Below are 18,053 nucleotides of genomic sequence, written 5' to 3'. Positions count from 1 at the left end.
TTAGTTGTATTTGTAAATTACAAACAACCTGAGGTAAGCTTCCCTTATATTTAACTGAGGGAATTGAATGACTGTATTATCTGAGAGACTTGAAGATCGTTATCTGGGTTTTGCTTCCTATGAGGCCAAAGACAATTCACCAACCTATGAACGATGGGCACACCGTGTCGCCGCGTCTCCAGAGTATCACGAATTCCTCGAAGCCTTGCCGCAATCCAAGCAACAACCCAACTTGCTCTTCGCCGCAATCAGATGGGTGACAGGCCGCGTTCCTGATACAGGCGAGCTAGAGGAGATCCTGCGCAATCATGCCCCTGCAATCCGGCAGGAAATGATGAACCGCAGCACGCAGACCAACGAAGCTGGTCGCTGTGCGATCCTTCTGCCACTGCTCGCTCGTCTGCCACAACCGATTGCCCTGATCGAAGTTGGCGCCTCTGCCGGTCTTTGCCTTTATCCCGATCATTACGCATATGACTACAACAGTGGCGCCCATCGGCTCGGCCAGGACCCTGCGATGCCTGATACGCCAGTGTTGCACTGCGCTGTGTCCGGAAACGCGCCTTTGCCAACACAGCGACCAGATGTGGTCTGGCGTGCCGGGCTGGAACTAAACCCATTAGACGTTCAGGATGACGACACTGTCCAATGGCTACAAACGCTCGTCTGGCCGGGGCAGGAGGCGCGCCTGAACCGCTTGCAAAAAGCAATCGGGGTCGCCAAGCAACACTCACCCCAGCTCATCAGAGGCGATTTGCTCGACGACCTACCAGCCTTGCTGGAGCAAGTTCCCACCGGTGCCACGCCCGTCGTCTTCCATAGCGCCGTCCTCGTCTATGTCGCCGACACCGACAAACGCGACGCCTTCGCCAACATGATGCTGGAATCAAACGCCCATTGGATCTCCAACGAAGCTCGCAGCGTTTTTCCCCGCTTCGCCGCAAAGGTCAACGAACCCCACCCCGCAGGCCGCTTCCTCCTCTGCGAAAACGGCGAGCCCCGCGCCTGGACAGGCCCCCACGGTCAGTCCATCGAGTGGATCGACTGAGGATACATTCCAGCTCATGAGCGCACAAAAAAAGCCCGGCACACATGTATCGGGCTCTTTTATCTCATAGAAGCTGGTCGGCTTATTGGTATAGGCTCCGGATGACGCAAAAACATCAACCGGCCTAGGTATCATGGCACAAGATACCCCACTTCCTTCCGAAATCTCAAATAACAGTAGCGGCATGCCGTTGCGCCAAAACCCTTCCATGATCGGCGGGCGAGCAGGCTCTGACTACCCAGTTCCCAGTCATTACTTAGGGTTTAAAGTTTGTGTCTGAGGGAACAAAATATCCGCACGAAACTCAAACTTCTGCGGGTACATCTGCCGAAATGTTAGATCAAAAGTCGACCGCCTTTAGAGCCGATATTGAAGGATTGAGAGGAATTGCCGTACTTCTGGTCGTTCTATTTCATTTTGATTTATTAGGATTGCAGTCTGGCTTCATTGGCGTCGATATCTTCTTCGTTATTTCCGGCTTCTTAATGATGCAGATACTGACAAATCCAAATTTCGTTTGGTTACCTACTGGGATTTTCGCCTTCTATACGAGGAGGTTTTGGAGAATAGCGCCCACATACTACGTCGTACTAATATGCATTCTAGGCCTGATAATTGCTCTTCCTACGGAACTGGATTTCGAAAAAATATCCACGAGACTAATTTTTGCTTCCCTATTTTCCTACAATATTTATGCTCCATCAGACACTGGTTACTTTGGAACAGAAGCTATCTTTAATCCGTTCCTTCATCTTTGGTCATTAGGAGTGGAAATTCAATATTACATAACGTGGCCGATTATTATTTTTCTTGTGCGCAATCAGCCAAGTATAATAAAAATTCTAACCGTTGTTGCCGTGGTGTTCATATCATTCATCATAGCGCAGATATTAATTATCAAAGACCCGGATGTCGCTTACTACTCATTCCCAACACGCCTTTGGCAGTTTGGATTTGGTGCTCTCGCTGCAATTGTAGCTACAAGAATACGCCTCGATGTAACGTCATTCTCTTCATCTGCAATACAACTTGGTTCTCTTGCGATTATTGGAGGTTTTGCATGGCTTGCTCCATCATCACTGCCATGGCCCGGATTGTATGCAATAATACCAACGCTTGCGTGTGCAGTTCTTTTAGTAGTTGGGAAGCAACCAGTTACATTTTCGGGGAATTTGCTAAATAGAGGCCCAGTTCGATTTCTCGGCGTTGTCTCATACAGTCTGTATCTGGTGCATTGGCCGGTCGTTGTTTATGGCAATACGCTGTTTGAAGATTTCGAAACTAGCCATTTAGTACGCACCGCTGGTGTTGCAATCTCGGTGGCGTTTGCATGCTTGTTTTATCTCATGATTGAGAAGCCGTTTAGAGCAATTGGTAAAAATGATTTTTCTCGATGGAGACCAGCTATTCCCATAGGAAGCCACGTTGTTATATTCGTATTTTCCTATGTGATTTCAAACGATAAGCTAATCACACTGATTATCCCTGAAAAGCTCGCCGCCGCTAGTCAAATGGACAAGGAGTATAAAGCGACCCTAAATAAGATATGCGACAATGCCGATACTGAACCGTGTCATTTTGGGGTGAAATCCAAATCTCCAACAGTCATCCTTTGGGGAGATTCGCATGCTCGTCATTTAGTATATGGTTTGGACAAAAAGTTTAAAGAAGAAGGTGTAGGCGCACTTCTTATTTCCAGCGCGGGCTGCGCACCGCTGATAGATGTTATTGTCCACAATAGAACTCCTTTTGAGTGTCGCCAAAGTAATAACCTAGCACTTACATACTTTGAGAATTCCCCAAAGTTTAAGACTGTGATTCTGGCTGCAAGATGGGACTACTATTCTTCGGCTGACGGATTTCGATTAACTAAAGGTATGGACGATGCTTCTGGCACTTCAGGCAACGACCTGAGTGTTTTTGCGCAACTAGCCTCTACAATTAAAAAAATAGAAGACCTCCAAAAAGATATAGTTCTCGTAACAGAGGTTCCAATTTTCCCTAATTACCGTGCGTATTTTGAATGTCGAAAGAGCTTTATACTTGGATTGCGAGGGCAAAACCGAAAATGCCGCATAGATTTCTCGAAACAACTTGAGACAGATAATAAGCTCAGAGCTATATCCGACCACTATGAAGCGGTAGACGTAATCAATCTTAAGCTCGCATTATGTATTGAGACTGCTTGTAGGGCTACGAATAAGAAAACGCTATATTATGCTGACGACAATCATTTGAACCTTGCAGGATCTGAATATGTGGTCCGAACTTCGTTTCGTGACATACAGACAGCAGCCAGTTTCTCTGATGTTGGGGCGGGATCGTTCATCAGAGAAATGGAGCCTGAGCAGGGGGGGCACGGTCAGGCGATAGAGGCGATCGACTGAGGTTACACTCCGGCTCTTAAGCGCACAAAAAAGCCCGGCACACCAGTACCGGGCTCTTCAATCTCATAGTAGCTATTCAGCTTACTGGCACAGGCTCTTGCCAACGCACTGAAGGTCTTCGCAAGCTTCCTTCAGGCGCTCAACAATGCCCAGCTCGCCCTCACGCAGCCACTTGCGTGGGTCGTACTGCTTCTTGGTTGGCGCACCGGTTTCTGGGTCGATCTGGTATTTGAACGCATTTGCGTTCGCTTCCACATACGCACCAACTTTTTCGGAGAACGCGAACTGTGTGTCGGTGTCGATGTTCATTTTGAACACACCATAGTTCAGGCTTTCTGTGATCTTGGATTTCTCAGAACCAGAACCACCATGGAATACCAGTGCCAGTGGGTTTTCACCCAGACCGTGAGTTTCGCTCACCAGCTTCTGGCTTTCGCGCAGAATCTCAGGGCGAAGCTTCACGTTGCCCGGCTTGTAAACGCCGTGAACGTTACCGAAGGATGCCGCCACGGAGAAGTGGCCGAGTGGGTTCAGGCGGTCATAGGCCTGCAGAACGTCTTCTGGCTGGGTGTAAAGCTTAGGATTGTCCGCGCCGATGTCTTCATCAGAACCGATACCGTCTTCTTCACCACCGGTCACGCCCAGTTCAATCTCAAGGCTCATTTCCAGCGGAGCCATCAACTTCAACAGGCGCTCGCTTTCAGACAGGTTGAACTCGATGTCTTCTGCAGAAAGGTCCAGCATGTGAGAGGAGAACAACGGCTTGCCAGTCGCCTTGTAGAACTCTTCGCCGTGCTTGATGAGCTCTTCCAGCCACGGGATCAGGCTCTTGTCTGCGTGGTCGGTGTGCAGCACAACGCCAACACCATAATGCTCTGCCAGAAGGTGCACGTGCTTAGCAGCGGCAACTGCGCCAAGCACTTTTGCCTTAAAGCTGTCCTTGATGCCTTTACCGGCATAGAACTGCGCACCACCGTTGGAGAGCTGAACGATAATATCTGTCTTATTAACAGCTGCTGCTTCAAGAACTGCGTTGATGGAGTCCGTTCCAACAACGTTTACCGCAGGCAATGCGTACTTGCCTGTCCGGCATGCTTCAATCAGGGTTTTGTAGTCTTCACCAAAGATGACGCCCGGCTTGAGCTTTCCCATGTTTATAGGCTCCTGTTTAACAGCAGATACTGCGCATTCCCGAAAAGTGGACACCGGTTCGCGGTCAAGAATACGCAAATCAAAACGCTTGAAGGGAGGTTAAGCACCTCTCTCTGTGAACTGGCAACAAAGCCGGACCGTGGCCTTGCCCAGTTGCCGCGCACACTACTCAGCTATAAGCCGAACTACAACATTTCTAAGGGCATTCTGAGGAATTAAATGGATTAAAGCGGTAAATAGCTGGCGTTTCGCCAAAAATCCGTTCCTGCGAAATTCGGTTTTTTCACAAGCTGGCTCCCTAGGCACAAGCTCAACTCATGGTTCAGCACGACCCTAGGGAATCGCAGGCCCTAGGGAATCACAAGACACGGGAATCACAGAACCGAGTGCCCCGCCATCGCACGGGCGCTCAGGCCAATCGGCATGGACTGCACATCTCCCGCCAGCACCTCAAGCACAGGCCGCAGCTCCATGGCAGAACCGTATCTGCGCAGCTGCGTTGAAAGCTCCATCAAAAGTGCCAGATCCGTGGAAACCAATGTACCGGCACCGCAAGAGCGAACTGCATGCAACAGACTGCTCAGATCGCCCCGTCCCAGTTCCGGAGAGATCGTCCCCTCCGGCGCACCTTTCACCTGAAAAGCACAGATCTGTGGCAGGTCCACAACGCTTACATGCTCCAGTTGCCCAAGCAGGACCCGTGAGGCAGCCTGACTGCCAAACAGGTTCGGCGCATCAGCAACATCAAGAAATGCAACCTTGCCCGCAAATCCCGGAAGGGTCTGCGGCAACTCAGGCGCGGCAAGCAGCAATTCGGAAACCTCAAAACATCTACGTGAGAAGTTTTGGGTGATCTTCGCCAGCTCCTCGGACTGCTCGCAAAGCAATGGTGTGTAGGCGTTCTCAAACACCTTGGCGCAAAACGGCGACAGCACCGCCACAAAATCATAATGACCAAACTGCGAAATCACCTGCTTGGCCAGATCCCGCGCATCCTCTGGCTCGTTGGAGCGCAGTGACAAAAGCCCGCAACAACTTTGAATGGTCGGTGCTTCAACGTCATAGCCCGCCTTTTCCAGCAGATGAACAGCAGCTTTGATGAGGGAAGGGCGGAAGAGATTTGTGGTGCAGGAAACAAACAGGCCGACCCGCGCATGTTTTTTGTATCTGGGGCGTCGTTGTCGGGCCATGAAAAGTGCGGTCCTGCAGGTTGTGAGCAATGCGTAAAACAAATCACTAAATTCTGCGTGCCACAATTTGAGGGGGACTTCAATGCACTCTATTGGGCAAGGGTCGCAGCGTTCATAGTATCATTTTTGTGCCTATGGGTAATTAATGTGCGTACTTGCCAAAGAAAAACTATTCGCTATGTTTCGCTTAAATAATGCTTAAAACAAGAACAAGGACATATAAAATGAACTTGAAGAACGTTGCACTGAGCCGCTACTCCACCAAAGCCTTTGACCCTTCAAAAAAGGTCACCGCAGAACAGTTTGATCATATTAAATCTCTGCTGCGCTTTAGTCCATCAAGCGTAAATACGCAGCCATGGCACTTTATCATTGCAGACACCGCTGAAGGACGTGAGCGTGTTTCCAAGGGTACACAGGGCATGTTCTCCTTCAACAACGAGAAGGTTCTCAACTCCTCCCACGTCATCGTATTCTGCGTTAAGACTGATATCTCCGACAAATATCTGGACCGTGTTCTGGAAGCCGAAGAAGAAGACAAACGCTTCGCTGATCCGGCCGTCAAAGAAACCGTCAGAAACGGTCGAGCAACCTTTGTAGGCATGCACCGCGACCAGCTGAAAGATGCTGACCACTGGATGGAAAAGCAGGTCTACCTGAACATGGGCACCGTTCTTCTGGGTGCGGGCGCAATGGGCATTGACGCTGTGCCGATTGAAGGTGTGGACGCGCAGGCGCTGAACGAAGAGTTCGGCCTGACTGAAAAAGGCTACCGTGCAGTTACGCTGATCGCACTCGGCCACCGTGACGAAAACGACTTCAACGCCGCCCTTCCAAAATCCCGTCTGCCAGAAGCCGAGCTCTTCACCGAACTGGCTTAAGCTGCTTGAAACGAAATGCCAAAAGGGGATGCATAATGCGTCCCCTTTTTTGCCTAAAATGCAATGCATCCTGCGGTTGAATATGATTCGCCCAGACTGACCAATACTTTTTCCAACGAGACAAAATGACCATCAGACCCTACTGCGATAAAGACTTCCCCGTAATTCTAGATATCTACGCAGCATGCAAATTGGATGAGCTGCGCTATGAGGAAAGCAGCTTCCAGTTGCTGCCGCTTGATCAGGACCCAAGGCGCTTAACGGGCTTTCGCACTTCTACAGTGCTGATCTATGAACAGGACCAGATCCTTGGCTATGCCGCCTACGATGGATCAGAGATAACAGCCCTGTTCGTGCACCCAAACGGGCGCGGCGCGGGCATCGGCCAAACGCTGCTACGAGACATGCTGGACAGGATTGAAGGGGAGGTCGTGCTTTATGTTGCCAAATCAAACCACCCGGCGAAACGGCTCTATGAGCGTCACGGGTTTGCGGTGACCGGGGAGTTCACGACCGATTATAACGGCACACCGGTTCAGGCAAACGAGATGCTGCGCAAGCTCCCAAAATAGACATCGCGCAGCAATAAGGGCCGCAAAATTGCGACCCTGATCTGCATGGTTCCAATTATTTCGTGGAGCCGTCTTTGTTGAACTGAGCAAGGTACGCAATTACGTCCTGACGCTGATCTTCTTTTCTAAGACCTGCAAAAGCCATCTTACCTTTAGGGATAACATTCTTTGGCTTTGTCAGGTAAGCATCAAGAGTTGCTGCATCCCAGGACTTGCCTTCTTCTTTACCTGCCAGAAGAGGCTTAGAGTACTTGTAGCCCGCAACTTCGCCCCAGCCAGCATCAACGACGCCGTTCAGAGTAGGGCCCACCTTGTTCTTTGCGTTCTCGCCTACAGCATGGCAAGCCTTACATTTTTTAAAAATCTTTTCGCCCTTAGCAACATCGCCTTGAGCGTATGCCACACCTGAACTCACCAGCAATGCAAGCGCTGCAACGACGCCAAACTGCTTCATATTATTATCCTTCCCACTAACTCACACAGATAACCGCGATTAAGAGAACAACATAGTATATCTCTTGGGGGAGTTCCCCCAGATTCGAAGTCACCTTCGTAGATATTGTTATGGCATATTGTCGCGGATATGAACGATGATAACGATAAACGACTGAAAATAATTTGTTTTGAGTCAAACTCCAGAAGAAACTGAATCTGCCCTTTTTCCTGGCTGCAATAGACTATATGCGGCTTTCCTCACTCACTGAAGTATGAGAGGCTTTCTTCACGTATTCGGTAAAAACGGTTAAGTTCGCGGCCCGGAGATAGCACTCCGAAACACGATGCAGGAGGGAGGCCTGATGGCAGCGATTGCGATGCCAAAACCGTCACAGGAGACACTCGAGAAGCGCTCGAAGATCGTGGCCGATTTGCAAAAAATCGTGCCCGGAGAAGGTGTTATTTGTGACCAGATAGAAATGCGCCCCTATGAGACGGATGCCTTTACAGCGTACCGCCAACTGCCTCTTGTGGTGGTCCTTCCGGAAACCGTTGATCAGGTATCAAAGGTCCTCAAATACTGCTACGACAATGATGTGAAGGTGGTGCCGCGCGGTGCCGGAACCTCTCTGTCCGGAGGTGCGTTGCCGCTGGAAGATGGCGTTTTGCTGTCTATGATGAAGTTTAATCGCATTTTGGAAATTGACCTGCAAAACCGCGCAGTTGTGACACAGCCGGGCGTGACTAACCTGGGGATTACCACCGCCGTGCAGGCCGACGGCTTCTATTATGCCCCCGATCCATCCTCCCAGATCGCCTGTTCCATCGGTGGTAACATCGCAGAAAATTCAGGTGGAGTGCACTCACTCAAATACGGTTTGACCACCAACAATCTGCTCGGATTAGAGATCGTTCTCATCACCGGGGAGGTCATCCGCCTTGGCGGCAAACACCTTGATTCGGAGGCCTACGATTTGCTGGCCCTGCTCACCGGTTCCGAAGGTCTGCTGGCAGTTGTCACGGAAGTCACCGTCCGCATTCTGCAAAAACCGGAGACCGCCCGCGCCGCACTGATTGGTTTTCCAACCTCGGAGACAGCAGGCAAGTGCGTCGCCGATATCATTGGCGCTGGCATCATTCCCGGTGGCATGGAACTCATGGACAAGCTCGCCATTGATGCCGCCGAAGACTTCGTTCACGCTGGCTACCCGCTGGATGTGGAAGCCCTGATGATCGTAGAGCTAGACGGCCCGGAAGCGGAAGTTGACGACCTGCTCAAACGTGTCAGCGCCATTGCAGAAGACAACGGCTCGTCCTATCTGCGCGTCTCGCAGTCAGAGGAAGAGCGCAATACTTTCTGGGCCGGGCGCAAGGCTGCATTCCCTGCAGTGGGCCGTATCTCGCCGGACTATTTGTGCATGGATGGCACCATCCCGCGCGCAGCACTCCCGCAAGTTTTGCAGGAGATGCAAAAGCTGAGCGAGAAGCACGGATTACGCGTGGCTAACGTGTTCCACGCAGGCGATGGAAACCTGCACCCGCTCATCCTCTACGATGCAAACCAGCCGGGAGAACTGGCCGCAGCAGAAGAGTTTGGCGCAGACATCCTGCGCCTCTGCGTTAAAGTGGGCGGTGTTCTTACCGGAGAACATGGCGTCGGCATCGAGAAACGCGATCTCATGCCGGAAATGTTCTCAGAGGATGATCTGAAACAGCAGCAGCGCATCAAATGCGCGTTCGATGAGAAGCAGCTTCTCAATCCGGGCAAGATGTTCCCGGTCCTGCACCGCTGTGCAGAGCTCGGTTTCATGCACGTGCATCGCGGCCAATTGCCATTCCCCGATATTCCGCGCTTTTAATTTGTGCGCCAGAAGAACAGGACGAAACCATGGGAGAGGGTTTCCACCCAACATCAGCTGAGGAGCTGGAGGCGGTCGTCAAATGGGCCGCCGCCGAGCGCACCCCGCTGGAAGTGATCGGCAGCGGCTCCAAGCGTAACTGGGGCAGGGCGGTGCAGTCCGCGCATACCCTGCGCACCGATGGCATCACTGGCATCATCGACTATGAACCGGCAGAACTGGTCCTCACGGTAAAAGCAGGCACACCCCTGCAAGAGGTTGAGAACCTGCTGAAAGACCACAATCAGGAACTGCCGTTTGAGCCAGCCAACCTTGGCAGTGTTCTAGGGGCCACCGCTCAGGCAGGCACCATCGGCGGTGTTCTGGCAACAAACCTCTCCGGCCCCCGCCGCCTGAAGGCAGGCGCAGCGCGTGACCATGTGCTTGGACTGGAAGCTGTCTCCGGCAGAGGCGAGATCTTCAAGGCAGGTGGGCGCGTGGTCAAAAACGTAACTGGCTACGACCTCGCCCGCGGCTTCTGTTCTTCGTGGGGTACACTAGCCATTGCAACGGCCTTTTCCATCAAGGTCCTCCCACGAGCTGCCAAGGAATGCAACTTTGTCCTGCTTGGGCTGACTGCGCAACAAGCATCCGAGGCTATGACAGAGGCCATGGGATCATCCGCAGAAGTCTCCTCCGCAGCCCACCTGCCTCAAGGCTTCTGCTCTCTTTCGCAAGAACACGCCATGACCCTGCTCAGACTGGAAGGCATCCCCGTTTCCATCGAGTACCGATTGGAAAAACTGCGCAGCATCCTGAAGCGCTTCCCATCGCAGGAACTCATCGAAGGTGAGGCCTCCCGCAAAACGTGGGGCGACGTGCGCGACCTCATCGGATTTGCAGGCAGCGACAAACCACTCTGGAAAGTCTCGGTTAGCCCAACAGCCGGACATCAGGTCATTGCCGAGTTGGAAAAACAGTTTGCCATCCGTTGGATGATGGATTGGGCCGGTGGCCTCGTCTGGGTGGAAATGCAAGGCGGAGAACCGCACGACGTTCCACTGCGCCAGATCATTTCCGAAAACGGCGGCGGCCATGCCACGCTCTTAAGAGCCAGCGGGGAGATGCGTGCGAGCATCGATGTCTTCCAGCCTCAGGCGGAGACCTTGATGGGCCTTTCCAAACGCTTGAAAGCCCAGTTTGATCCGCATAACATCCTCAACCCCGGCCGCATGTACGTGGGGATCTAGCTCATGCAAACCAACTTTACGCCAGACCAACTCAAAGACAGCGCCACTGCGGTTTCCGAACAGATCCTGCGCAAATGTGTGCATTGCGGGTTTTGTACCGCAACCTGCCCAACCTTCGTACTTCTGGGAGATGAGCTCGACAGCCCCCGTGGCCGCATCTATCTTATCAAGGACATGCTGGAAAACGACAGGCCTGCGGATGCCAAAACCGTCAAGCACATCGACCGCTGCCTGTCGTGCCTGTCCTGCATGACCACCTGTCCGTCTGGTGTAAATTACATGCATCTGGTTGACCATGCCCGCGTCCATATCGAACGCACTTACAAACGCCCGTTGCATGATCGCCTGCTCAGATCCGTGCTAGAGGCAGTCCTGCCCAATCCTGGCCGCTTCCGCTTCGCCATTGCTGCCGCGTTCTACGGTCGCCCGCTGGCTGGCCTCATGAAGAAATGCGGCGGAACGCTTGCCCGACTGGGCACCATGCTCGCACTCGCCCCAACAAAGGCAGCACTGCCGTCTCAGTTCGCTGATCAGACAACCGTCGCCCCAGAAACGCAACGGAAGGGCCGCGTCGCCATCCTCAAAGGCTGCGCCCAAAGCGTGCTCGCCCCCTCCATCAACGATGCCACCACCCGCTTACTCACCCGCCTCGGCTATGAGGTCGTCTTCCCAAAAGGGGAGGGCTGTTGCGGCGCGCTCGTCCACCACATGGGAAAAGAGGAAGCCTCCAACCAGCAGGCCAAAACCAATATCGATGTGTGGACCAAGGAGATGGAAGGTGAGGGGCTCGATGCCGTCATCATCACCACATCCGGCTGCGGCACCACTATCAAAGACTACGGCTTCATGCTGCGTGAAGACCCGAACTACGCTGAAAAAGCTCAGAAAATCTCGGAGATGGCCAAAGACATTACCGAGTTCCTGATTGAGCAGGACCTTGGCGAACCCCAGCTTGCGGAAGAACTCACCGTCGCCTACCACTCGGCTTGCTCCATGCAGCACGGCCAGCAGATCACATGGCAGCCCAAGAAACTGCTGCAGAACGCAGGCTTCACTGTCAAAGAGCCGCTGGAAGGCCACCTCTGTTGCGGCTCGGCAGGCACCTACAACATCCTGCAGCCCAAAATCGCAACAGCTCTACGCGACCGCAAAGTCGGCAATCTGGAAGCCACAAAACCTGACCTCGTCGCCACCGGCAACATCGGGTGCATCACCCAAATCTCGGGCGGCACCCAACTCCCGATCATCCACAGCATCGAACTCCTCGACTGGGCCTACGGCGGCCCAAGGCCAACGCAGCTGAATGAGTCCCGCAAGACGTAGAGATTCACGACACATCCCCTATATCCTTAGTGCTCGTTTAGATTGCAGATGCATAGTTGATCTGTTATCGAAGTGACTATTGCCGCTACGTAGGGTCATAATGTTTTACCTCGATTTTGAACAAAAGATTGCTAGTCTGGAAGGGCGCTTGACAGAGCTAACCCGAGTTCTGGATCAGGAACTCGCACCAGTTTCATCCGAGGCTGTTGCGCAGTTGGAGCGCGAGATTAAGGAAACAACGGATCAGCTCTATTCGAACCTAACACCTGCGCAAATTATCCAAGTGGCTAGGCATCCGCAAAGACCTCACGCGCTTGAATATATCAATTCTCTTTTTGATGACTTTACCCTACTGGCTGGTGATCGCGGATATGGAGACGATCGAGCTGTAATTGCAGGACTTGGTCGTTTTCGCGGATCATCGGTTGCAATCTTAGGGCAGGAGAAGGGGGCTGATACGGAAACGAGATTGCTTCACAATTTTGGAATGCCGATGCCAGAAGGGTATCGCAAAGCTATCAGAATAATGGAGCTTGCTGATCGTTTTGGATTGCCGGTTATAAGTTTTATTGATACCGCCGGAGCATTTCCAGGTGTAGAAGCAGAAGCCAGAGGTCAGGCTCAGGCGATCGCATCTTCAATTTCTGCTTGCTTGGATCTGAAGGTACCTAGCATCGCAGTGATAATTGGCGAGGCGATGTCGGGAGGAGCCATGGCAGTTGCCGCGATGAGCCGCGTCTATATGTTGCAATATGCAGTCTACAATGTGATTTCGCCGGAAGGCGCTGCATCGATCTTATGGCGCGACTCAACAAAAGCGCAGGATGCGGCAGAGGCAATGCAATTTACTGCGGACTCACTATTGAAGCTCAAAGTGATCGATCAAATAATTCCTGAATCTCTCGGCGGCGCGCACCGACATCCCAAAGAAGCAATTGCGTCCGTGGGTGACATCATTGAGGCAGGCCTACGAGAAATGTCTAATCTTTCACCGGACCAGATACATGCTGAAAAGCGTAATCGTTTCTTAGACATTGGTCGTGAGCTGGGGTGATTTAGCAACTTCAGTCAGGCGTTTCATAAGAGAGTCCTCAAAAGGAGCGTTTGCATGAATGAAGTCATTAAAAGCGAAATTGGTGCGGTATTCATTCCGGTGAGTGACATCGAAGCGTCACGGGATTGGTACTGTCGGCTGTTGAACCAACCCGTACATGGAGAAATCTTGTTCGGGCACCTTTTTGTAATCCCGATGCAGTCCGGGCCCGCGTTGGTTCTGGATAGCAAGAACTTTACTGGCCCACAGAACAGTAAGCCACTTTTCCATTTTAACTCCGACAGCATAGAGACAGCGCATGCCCATCTGTTGGCCATCGGTGCAAAGGACACCTCGCAGATACAAGAAGGTGGGTTCGTCACCTTCAAAGACCCGGATCACAACCTCCTGATGATTGCAGATGTTCCCCCTGCTGAACCTTACAAAGCGAAGGCGGTTGAAGCCGTCTGAGCGATGCCCCCGAGGTATCACTGCAGTAACCCCGGAGGCCAACTTGGTGTTTTAGCAGGCTACTGAGCTGCTTGTTTTATTGCTTCAAGTTCCTCGCGAGGACCAAAGAACTCAAAGTGGATTTGACTTTCCGGGACACGGCGGTTGTGCAACTCCCGAATGATCTCTGTCATAAAGGGGCTCGGACCGCAGAAGTAGTAGTCCGCATCAAAACCCCCAACCACAGATTCAAGCAGCGGTCCGTCTACGAAGCCAGTGCTTATTTCTTTTGAAAGAATCCGTTCCACGCCATCAGGTACAGGGTCGCTATAGCAATAGTGCACTTTTAGGTTAGGAGTGGCCTTGGCTAATTCATCTATAGTTTTTCCAAATGCGTGGCGTAACTCATGCAAATTGGCATGGATGAAGTAAGTTTTGCGATCCGGATTCGCTTCCGTCACTGCAAGCAACATGCTGAGAATTGGGGTTATGCCAACACCTGCGGCGAGCAATACAAGTGGGCGCTCGGATTTCTCAGCGGGATCAATAAAAAACTCACCGCATGGGGGCGCAAGCTCTACCACATCCCCCACATCGATAGAATTATGGAGCAGGTTCGATACGTAGCCGCTAGGTGTGCCTTCGACAGAGCCATCCTCACGCTTTACGCTAATTCGAAAGTAATCGCTGCCGGGTTTATTAGAAAGACTGTAATTGCGCATAGTGGTGCTGCCATTGGCGGTAGGAACGCGAACAGTAATGTATTGACCTGGCTTAAAGGTCGGGACGCTACCACCATCCTCTGGCTTGAAATAGAAAGACGTTATGACGTCACTTTCTTTTTCTTTTTTGATGACTTTGAATTTTTTGAAGTCTTCCCAACCACCTTCTGCATTTAATTGCTCACTATAGATTGTAGCTTCACGCTTTATGAGGATATCTGCAAGAAAATCATAGGCTTGCCCCCAAGCGTCTAGAACCTCAGGCGTCGCCACATCGCCCAGGACTTCCTTAATCGAGGCCAGAAGATTCTCGCCAACTATAGGATAGTGTTCCGGCTTAATACGCAATGACACATGCTTTTGTGCGATGAGTTCGACAGCACTGCCCAGAGCTTCGAGATTGTCGATGTTTGCTGCATAAGCACAAATCGCACCAGCCAAAGCTTTCTGTTGGTGTCCTGTCGCCTGATGCGCTGGGTTGAACAGGGTTAGAACCTCAGGATTGTGCGAGAACATCCGTTTATAGAAGTGCTGTGTTAATGCTTCGCCACCAGTTTGCAGAAGGGGAACGGTTGCTTTTATCGTAGCTATGGTTTTCTCGCTGACCATTATGATGTCCTGGCTGCTATAAGATGTAGGTCATATGCATGATTTAAATTACTCAGAGGTCAGGGAGGAAAATATGCGTCTAACAACATTCACAGATTACTCACTATGCACTCTGATAACTCTCACCACGCATGAGGAAAGACTTTGCACAGTCAAAGAAATGTCGACACAGTTTGGCGTAAATCAACACCATATGATGAAGGTAGCGCCTGATTGAGCCAAACACGGCAACAGGATCAGTAAAGGGGGCTAAAGTGGCGGAAATGCGCTATCTTTTGAGCCTGAATTGATGAATATCAGGGCAATTATGCGTCAGTTAGAAGTGGTTTCTGAGCTTGTCGAGTGCTTCAGTCGAGAATGACCTGACCGGCTCTACTCATCCCATCGGAACAAGAGATAGGGTGGCTCACAGGTTCAATGCTCCCGAGTGCCTTGGAAGTTTTATCTGACCGCAGGTTTTGGACAAAGCAAGAGCGGTTTCCAGATCCGAAGCCCCCGCACGCCTCACCGCCTCAGTCTTCGCGGTTCGCTGGTGTGCGTGTTAATACTGACATTAAAGATCCTTATTGGATCCCTATGTATCATCTGGTCTGATGATTGGTTTATATAAGATTATTTGGAGTATCTCGTGTCCTCACCAAACAAACCACATGGGCCAATCGCCCGCTTTGAACATCAAGTTCCGGGTATGCATCGCTTTAATTTGGGCAATTTCCAGATCACAGCGATACTTGACGCGCATACGACCCTAAAACGCGAAACTTTAATCAGCTATGATGGGAAGCAAGCGCAAGAAGCGCTCGGGAAATTATTTAGACCACTTCCCACCGATGGCTTCGTTATTCCCGTACACTGCTTTGTGATTAATACCGGTGAGAAACTGGTCTTGATTGACACAGGTGGGGGCGAGGGCTTTTCTTCCTCACCTTATTCATTGCACGACAACTTGGACCGCTCCGGATTTAAAGCGGACGATATTGACGTCATCATTTTAACGCACCTGCACGGAGACCATTTTGGCGGATTGACCACCAAAACCGGTGAGGCACGTTTCCCGAATGCAACTGTAAAGCTTCACAGGCTGGAATACGATTTCTGGCATGATGATAGTGAAAAAGAAAAGGCCTCTGACACGCCCTATGGCAGCAACTTTGACGCAGCCCGCAGTGCCATAGCACCCTACACAAAGCAGGCTGAGCTGCTGGAACAGGATGGCGAAATCCTGCCGGGTATTGAAACAATCCTTCTGCCGGGGCACACCCCCGGCCACATGGGCGTCATGCTGCGATCTGAAGGGAAGGAAGTCCTGATGTGGGCAGACCTCGTCCACCACACGGTGTTGCAACTCGCCAATCCCGATTGGTCAATGGCGTTTGATACCGATCCGGACCTGTCCCGTCAGACACGTAATAAAATCCTCGACAAAGTCTCCAGAGAACGCATAGCAGTACTCGGATCTCACCTCGATTTTCCGGGTTTTGGCCACGTAGCAAAAGAAGGAAAAGGCTACAGGTTCTACCCAGTCCCTTGGCAATACACTCTTTGATCACTGAGGTCTGCGGCCAATATCTACAACACTCCACCCGCAACTTTCCCTCTCAAGTCATCATGAGAGGGAAAGGCAGGCCTCATACACCGCCACCCCGCTCCATGACGTTGTCCTGATGTGATTTCTGAAGGTCCGCATAGCGTTGTTTGACCTGCGAAAGATCGCCCACCGGTGTTTCGGGATTTTCGGGGTTTTCTGGCTTAAGCTCAACGAGAACCGGATTGGGGTTGTGATTGAGCATTGCACCGGTGTATGCGTCCACACCGGCGCCAATAATGCCGCCAACCAGAACGTTGCCAGCCATCGAGGCAACCCCGGTACCGGCAACCTCTGTGCTCACATTTACCTTCTCGGTTTTGTAGCCTTCCTTGGAAACGGTCACGGCAAACTCCGTTTTGCGCGGAACCTTCAAGGTGCACGGTGAGGACGGGCAGCTCATGCCGATATTGGTTGCGATCTGTGCATCCTCCGGTGAGGCATAGACCTTAACGGTTTCGCTCGTTCCTCTGGTGACACTGCCGCATCCCGAAAGGATGAAGCCCGCGATAAGAAGCGATGCAATCAAGAAAAAATTCTTCATCTCGATAATTCCCACCTTTGCAAACAGAACCGATACCCTCGGCATCGTAGCGGGCATGCAATACTTACAAATCAAACTCTCACTGCATGTGTGACATTGATTGTGCGCTGTTTGCAGTCTCTGGCAATTACTGAAAATAAAGAAGTTAACACGACGACTTTAGGGGCAAAAATCCCTAGAGAGTGTTGCCCGCCCATCTTGCCGGTCAATCACAGACCGGCTCACATCCTCACAGGCACACTTAGCGCACATAAACCTTCGCGCCCACCGGAACCATGTTGTACAGCTCCGCCACATCTTCGTTGCGCATGCGAATGCAGCCGGAGGAGACAGCCTGACCGATGGTCCATGGCTCGTTGGACCCGTGAATGCGGTAGAGCGTGGAGCCGAGGTATAGAGCACGCGCGCCCAACGGGTTGCGCGGTCCACCGGGCATATAGCGCGGCAGGTTTGGCTGACGTTTCAGCATCTCTGCAGGCGGACGCCAGTCCGGCCATTCCCGTTTGCGGGTTACTTTGTGAACGCCCGCCCACTCAAAACCCGGACGCCCCACACCCACGCCATAACGCCGGGCTGTACCGTTGGATTGCACCAGATAGAGATACCGTGACGTGGTATCAATGATCACAGTGCCGGGGGCATGAGAGGTGGAGTAGGGGACCGTGGTCGGTAAGTACTGATTTGGAATGCGCCGGCTGTAGCGGTTCGATGTGGTGCGCGACCGCTTTTTCTTCTTGGCTGATCGCTTGATGTTCTGAACAGCCTTTGCCTGCGAGCGCGGGATCTTCATAACCCACGGATTGGAAAGGTCAGGGCTAAGCACAAGCGGCGGTGCGGACGCCCGTGGCTTATACTCCGCCTGTGCACCGGTTCCGAACGTACAAACCAGCCCACCCACACTCAATAAAGTCACAAGCCGGTTCGCTCTGCTTTTTGCTGATGCCCCAAACATTCCACGCTCCTTTGGACCTTGCCAACGCCCCCAATACCTGCCGAAAAAACTAGGAGTTGCAGCTCTAGCAATAGTTAAAATT

At 51.9% G+C, this 18,053-nt stretch carries 16 protein-coding genes; 10 read left to right on the top strand and 6 right to left on the bottom strand.

All coding sequences use genetic code 11. The annotated features are described in order from the left end of the window. Positions 1–67: 67 nt before the first annotated feature. Both IE076_RS04325 and IE076_RS04320 read left to right on the top strand, forming a co-directional pair. Positions 68–1,048, top strand: coding sequence for a DUF2332 domain-containing protein (locus IE076_RS04325; RefSeq protein WP_189435487.1), 981 nt, complete (start codon positions 68–70; stop codon positions 1,046–1,048). A 272-nt stretch (positions 1,049–1,320) separates the two neighbouring features. Continuing rightward, complete coding sequence (locus IE076_RS04320; RefSeq protein WP_189435486.1) at positions 1,321–3,435, top strand: acyltransferase family protein; 2,115 nt, start codon at positions 1,321–1,323, stop codon at positions 3,433–3,435. Positions 3,436–3,516: 81 nt separating this feature from the next. Here the strand turns inward: IE076_RS04320 and fbaA are convergent, their stop codons facing one another. After that, entirely contained in the window at positions 3,517–4,587 is a 1,071-nt protein-coding gene (gene fbaA, locus IE076_RS04315; protein WP_189435485.1) for a class II fructose-bisphosphate aldolase, read from the bottom strand. Positions 4,588–4,961: 374 nt separating this feature from the next. After that, on the bottom strand, positions 4,962–5,777 hold the full coding sequence (locus IE076_RS04310; RefSeq protein ID WP_189435484.1) for a heterodisulfide reductase-related iron-sulfur binding cluster: 816 nt from the start codon (positions 5,775–5,777) through the stop codon (positions 4,962–4,964). A 224-nt stretch (positions 5,778–6,001) separates the two neighbouring features. Between IE076_RS04310 and nfsB the strand changes: the two genes are divergently transcribed. Together nfsB and IE076_RS04300 are read left to right on the top strand one after the other, a co-directional pair. Beyond that, complete coding sequence (gene nfsB / locus IE076_RS04305; RefSeq protein ID WP_189435483.1) at positions 6,002–6,658, top strand: oxygen-insensitive NAD(P)H nitroreductase; 657 nt, start codon at positions 6,002–6,004, stop codon at positions 6,656–6,658. Between the two features lie 125 nt (positions 6,659–6,783). Next, entirely contained in the window at positions 6,784–7,230 is a 447-nt protein-coding gene (locus IE076_RS04300) for a GNAT family N-acetyltransferase (RefSeq protein WP_189435482.1), read from the top strand. 55 nt (positions 7,231–7,285) lie between these two features. Here IE076_RS04300 and IE076_RS04295 read toward each other — a convergent pair whose 3' ends face one another. Then, positions 7,286–7,684: a c-type cytochrome gene (locus IE076_RS04295; RefSeq protein ID WP_189435481.1), complete on the bottom strand. Its 399-nt coding sequence runs from the start codon at positions 7,682–7,684 to the stop codon at positions 7,286–7,288. A gap of 343 nt (positions 7,685–8,027) precedes the next feature. Between IE076_RS04295 and IE076_RS04290 the strand changes: the two genes are divergently transcribed. From IE076_RS04290 to IE076_RS04270, 5 genes are all read left to right on the top strand, one after another. Beyond that, a complete protein-coding gene (locus tag IE076_RS04290) occupies positions 8,028–9,524 on the top strand; it encodes an FAD-linked oxidase C-terminal domain-containing protein (protein WP_189435480.1) in 1,497 nt (498 codons plus the stop codon). 29 nt (positions 9,525–9,553) lie between these two features. Then, a complete protein-coding gene (gene glcE / locus IE076_RS04285) occupies positions 9,554–10,753 on the top strand; it encodes a glycolate oxidase subunit GlcE (RefSeq protein ID WP_189435479.1) in 1,200 nt (399 codons plus the stop codon). A gap of 3 nt (positions 10,754–10,756) precedes the next feature. Next, the gene (glcF, locus tag IE076_RS04280; protein WP_189435478.1) at positions 10,757–12,076 is read left to right on the top strand and encodes a glycolate oxidase subunit GlcF; all 1,320 of its coding nucleotides are present in this window, start codon (positions 10,757–10,759) and stop codon (positions 12,074–12,076) included. Positions 12,077–12,173: 97 nt separating this feature from the next. Beyond that, complete coding sequence (locus IE076_RS04275) at positions 12,174–13,130, top strand: acetyl-CoA carboxylase carboxyltransferase subunit alpha (RefSeq protein WP_189435632.1); 957 nt, start codon at positions 12,174–12,176, stop codon at positions 13,128–13,130. Between the two features lie 54 nt (positions 13,131–13,184). Further along, positions 13,185–13,580: a VOC family protein gene (locus IE076_RS04270; RefSeq protein ID WP_189435477.1), complete on the top strand. Its 396-nt coding sequence runs from the start codon at positions 13,185–13,187 to the stop codon at positions 13,578–13,580. Positions 13,581–13,639: 59 nt separating this feature from the next. On the opposite strand, the gene hmpA is transcribed toward IE076_RS04270, so the two are convergent. Continuing rightward, positions 13,640–14,890 (bottom strand): NO-inducible flavohemoprotein, encoded by a 1,251-nt coding sequence (gene hmpA, locus IE076_RS04265; protein WP_189435476.1) that lies wholly within the window; start codon positions 14,888–14,890, stop codon positions 13,640–13,642. 628 nt (positions 14,891–15,518) lie between these two features. On the opposite strand from hmpA, the gene IE076_RS04255 reads away from it, so the two are divergent. Continuing rightward, the gene (locus IE076_RS04255; RefSeq protein ID WP_189435474.1) at positions 15,519–16,436 is read left to right on the top strand and encodes an MBL fold metallo-hydrolase; all 918 of its coding nucleotides are present in this window, start codon (positions 15,519–15,521) and stop codon (positions 16,434–16,436) included. Between the two features lie 82 nt (positions 16,437–16,518). Here IE076_RS04255 and IE076_RS04250 read toward each other — a convergent pair whose 3' ends face one another. Both IE076_RS04250 and IE076_RS04245 read right to left on the bottom strand, forming a co-directional pair. Beyond that, positions 16,519–17,019: a PEGA domain-containing protein gene (locus IE076_RS04250; RefSeq protein WP_189435473.1), complete on the bottom strand. Its 501-nt coding sequence runs from the start codon at positions 17,017–17,019 to the stop codon at positions 16,519–16,521. A gap of 241 nt (positions 17,020–17,260) precedes the next feature. Continuing rightward, positions 17,261–17,971 (bottom strand): L,D-transpeptidase, encoded by a 711-nt coding sequence (locus IE076_RS04245; RefSeq protein ID WP_189435472.1) that lies wholly within the window; start codon positions 17,969–17,971, stop codon positions 17,261–17,263. Positions 17,972–18,053 lie beyond the last annotated feature (82 nt).

It is taken from the genome of Pseudovibrio japonicus (assembly GCF_014651595.1).
In the GTDB taxonomy this organism is placed as follows: domain Bacteria; phylum Pseudomonadota; class Alphaproteobacteria; order Rhizobiales; family Stappiaceae; genus Pseudovibrio; species Pseudovibrio japonicus.
The sequence above is the reverse complement of the archived record's forward strand: the minus strand, read 5'-3'. Positions and strand labels throughout refer to the sequence as shown.

What these genes read in the sequence shown, in the direction of transcription:
- IE076_RS04300 (WP_189435482.1), top strand. Translation starts at nt 6,784, where the DNA reads ATGACCATCAGACCCTACTGCGATAAAGACTTCCCCGTAATTCTAGAT.
- glcF (WP_189435478.1), top strand. Translation starts at nt 10,757, where the DNA reads ATGCAAACCAACTTTACGCCAGACCAACTCAAAGACAGCGCCACTGCG.
- fbaA (WP_189435485.1), bottom strand. Translation starts at nt 4,587, where the DNA reads ATGGGAAAGCTCAAGCCGGGCGTCATCTTTGGTGAAGACTACAAAACC.
- IE076_RS04325 (WP_189435487.1), top strand. Translation starts at nt 68, where the DNA reads ATGACTGTATTATCTGAGAGACTTGAAGATCGTTATCTGGGTTTTGCT.
- hmpA (WP_189435476.1), bottom strand. Translation starts at nt 14,890, where the DNA reads ATGGTCAGCGAGAAAACCATAGCTACGATAAAAGCAACCGTTCCCCTT.
- IE076_RS04295 (WP_189435481.1), bottom strand. Translation starts at nt 7,684, where the DNA reads ATGAAGCAGTTTGGCGTCGTTGCAGCGCTTGCATTGCTGGTGAGTTCA.
- IE076_RS04270 (WP_189435477.1), top strand. Translation starts at nt 13,185, where the DNA reads ATGAATGAAGTCATTAAAAGCGAAATTGGTGCGGTATTCATTCCGGTG.
- IE076_RS04250 (WP_189435473.1), bottom strand. Translation starts at nt 17,019, where the DNA reads ATGAAGAATTTTTTCTTGATTGCATCGCTTCTTATCGCGGGCTTCATC.
- glcE (WP_189435479.1), top strand. Translation starts at nt 9,554, where the DNA reads ATGGGAGAGGGTTTCCACCCAACATCAGCTGAGGAGCTGGAGGCGGTC.
- IE076_RS04245 (WP_189435472.1), bottom strand. Translation starts at nt 17,971, where the DNA reads ATGTTTGGGGCATCAGCAAAAAGCAGAGCGAACCGGCTTGTGACTTTA.
- IE076_RS04310 (WP_189435484.1), bottom strand. Translation starts at nt 5,777, where the DNA reads ATGGCCCGACAACGACGCCCCAGATACAAAAAACATGCGCGGGTCGGC.
- IE076_RS04290 (WP_189435480.1), top strand. Translation starts at nt 8,028, where the DNA reads ATGGCAGCGATTGCGATGCCAAAACCGTCACAGGAGACACTCGAGAAG.
- nfsB (WP_189435483.1), top strand. Translation starts at nt 6,002, where the DNA reads ATGAACTTGAAGAACGTTGCACTGAGCCGCTACTCCACCAAAGCCTTT.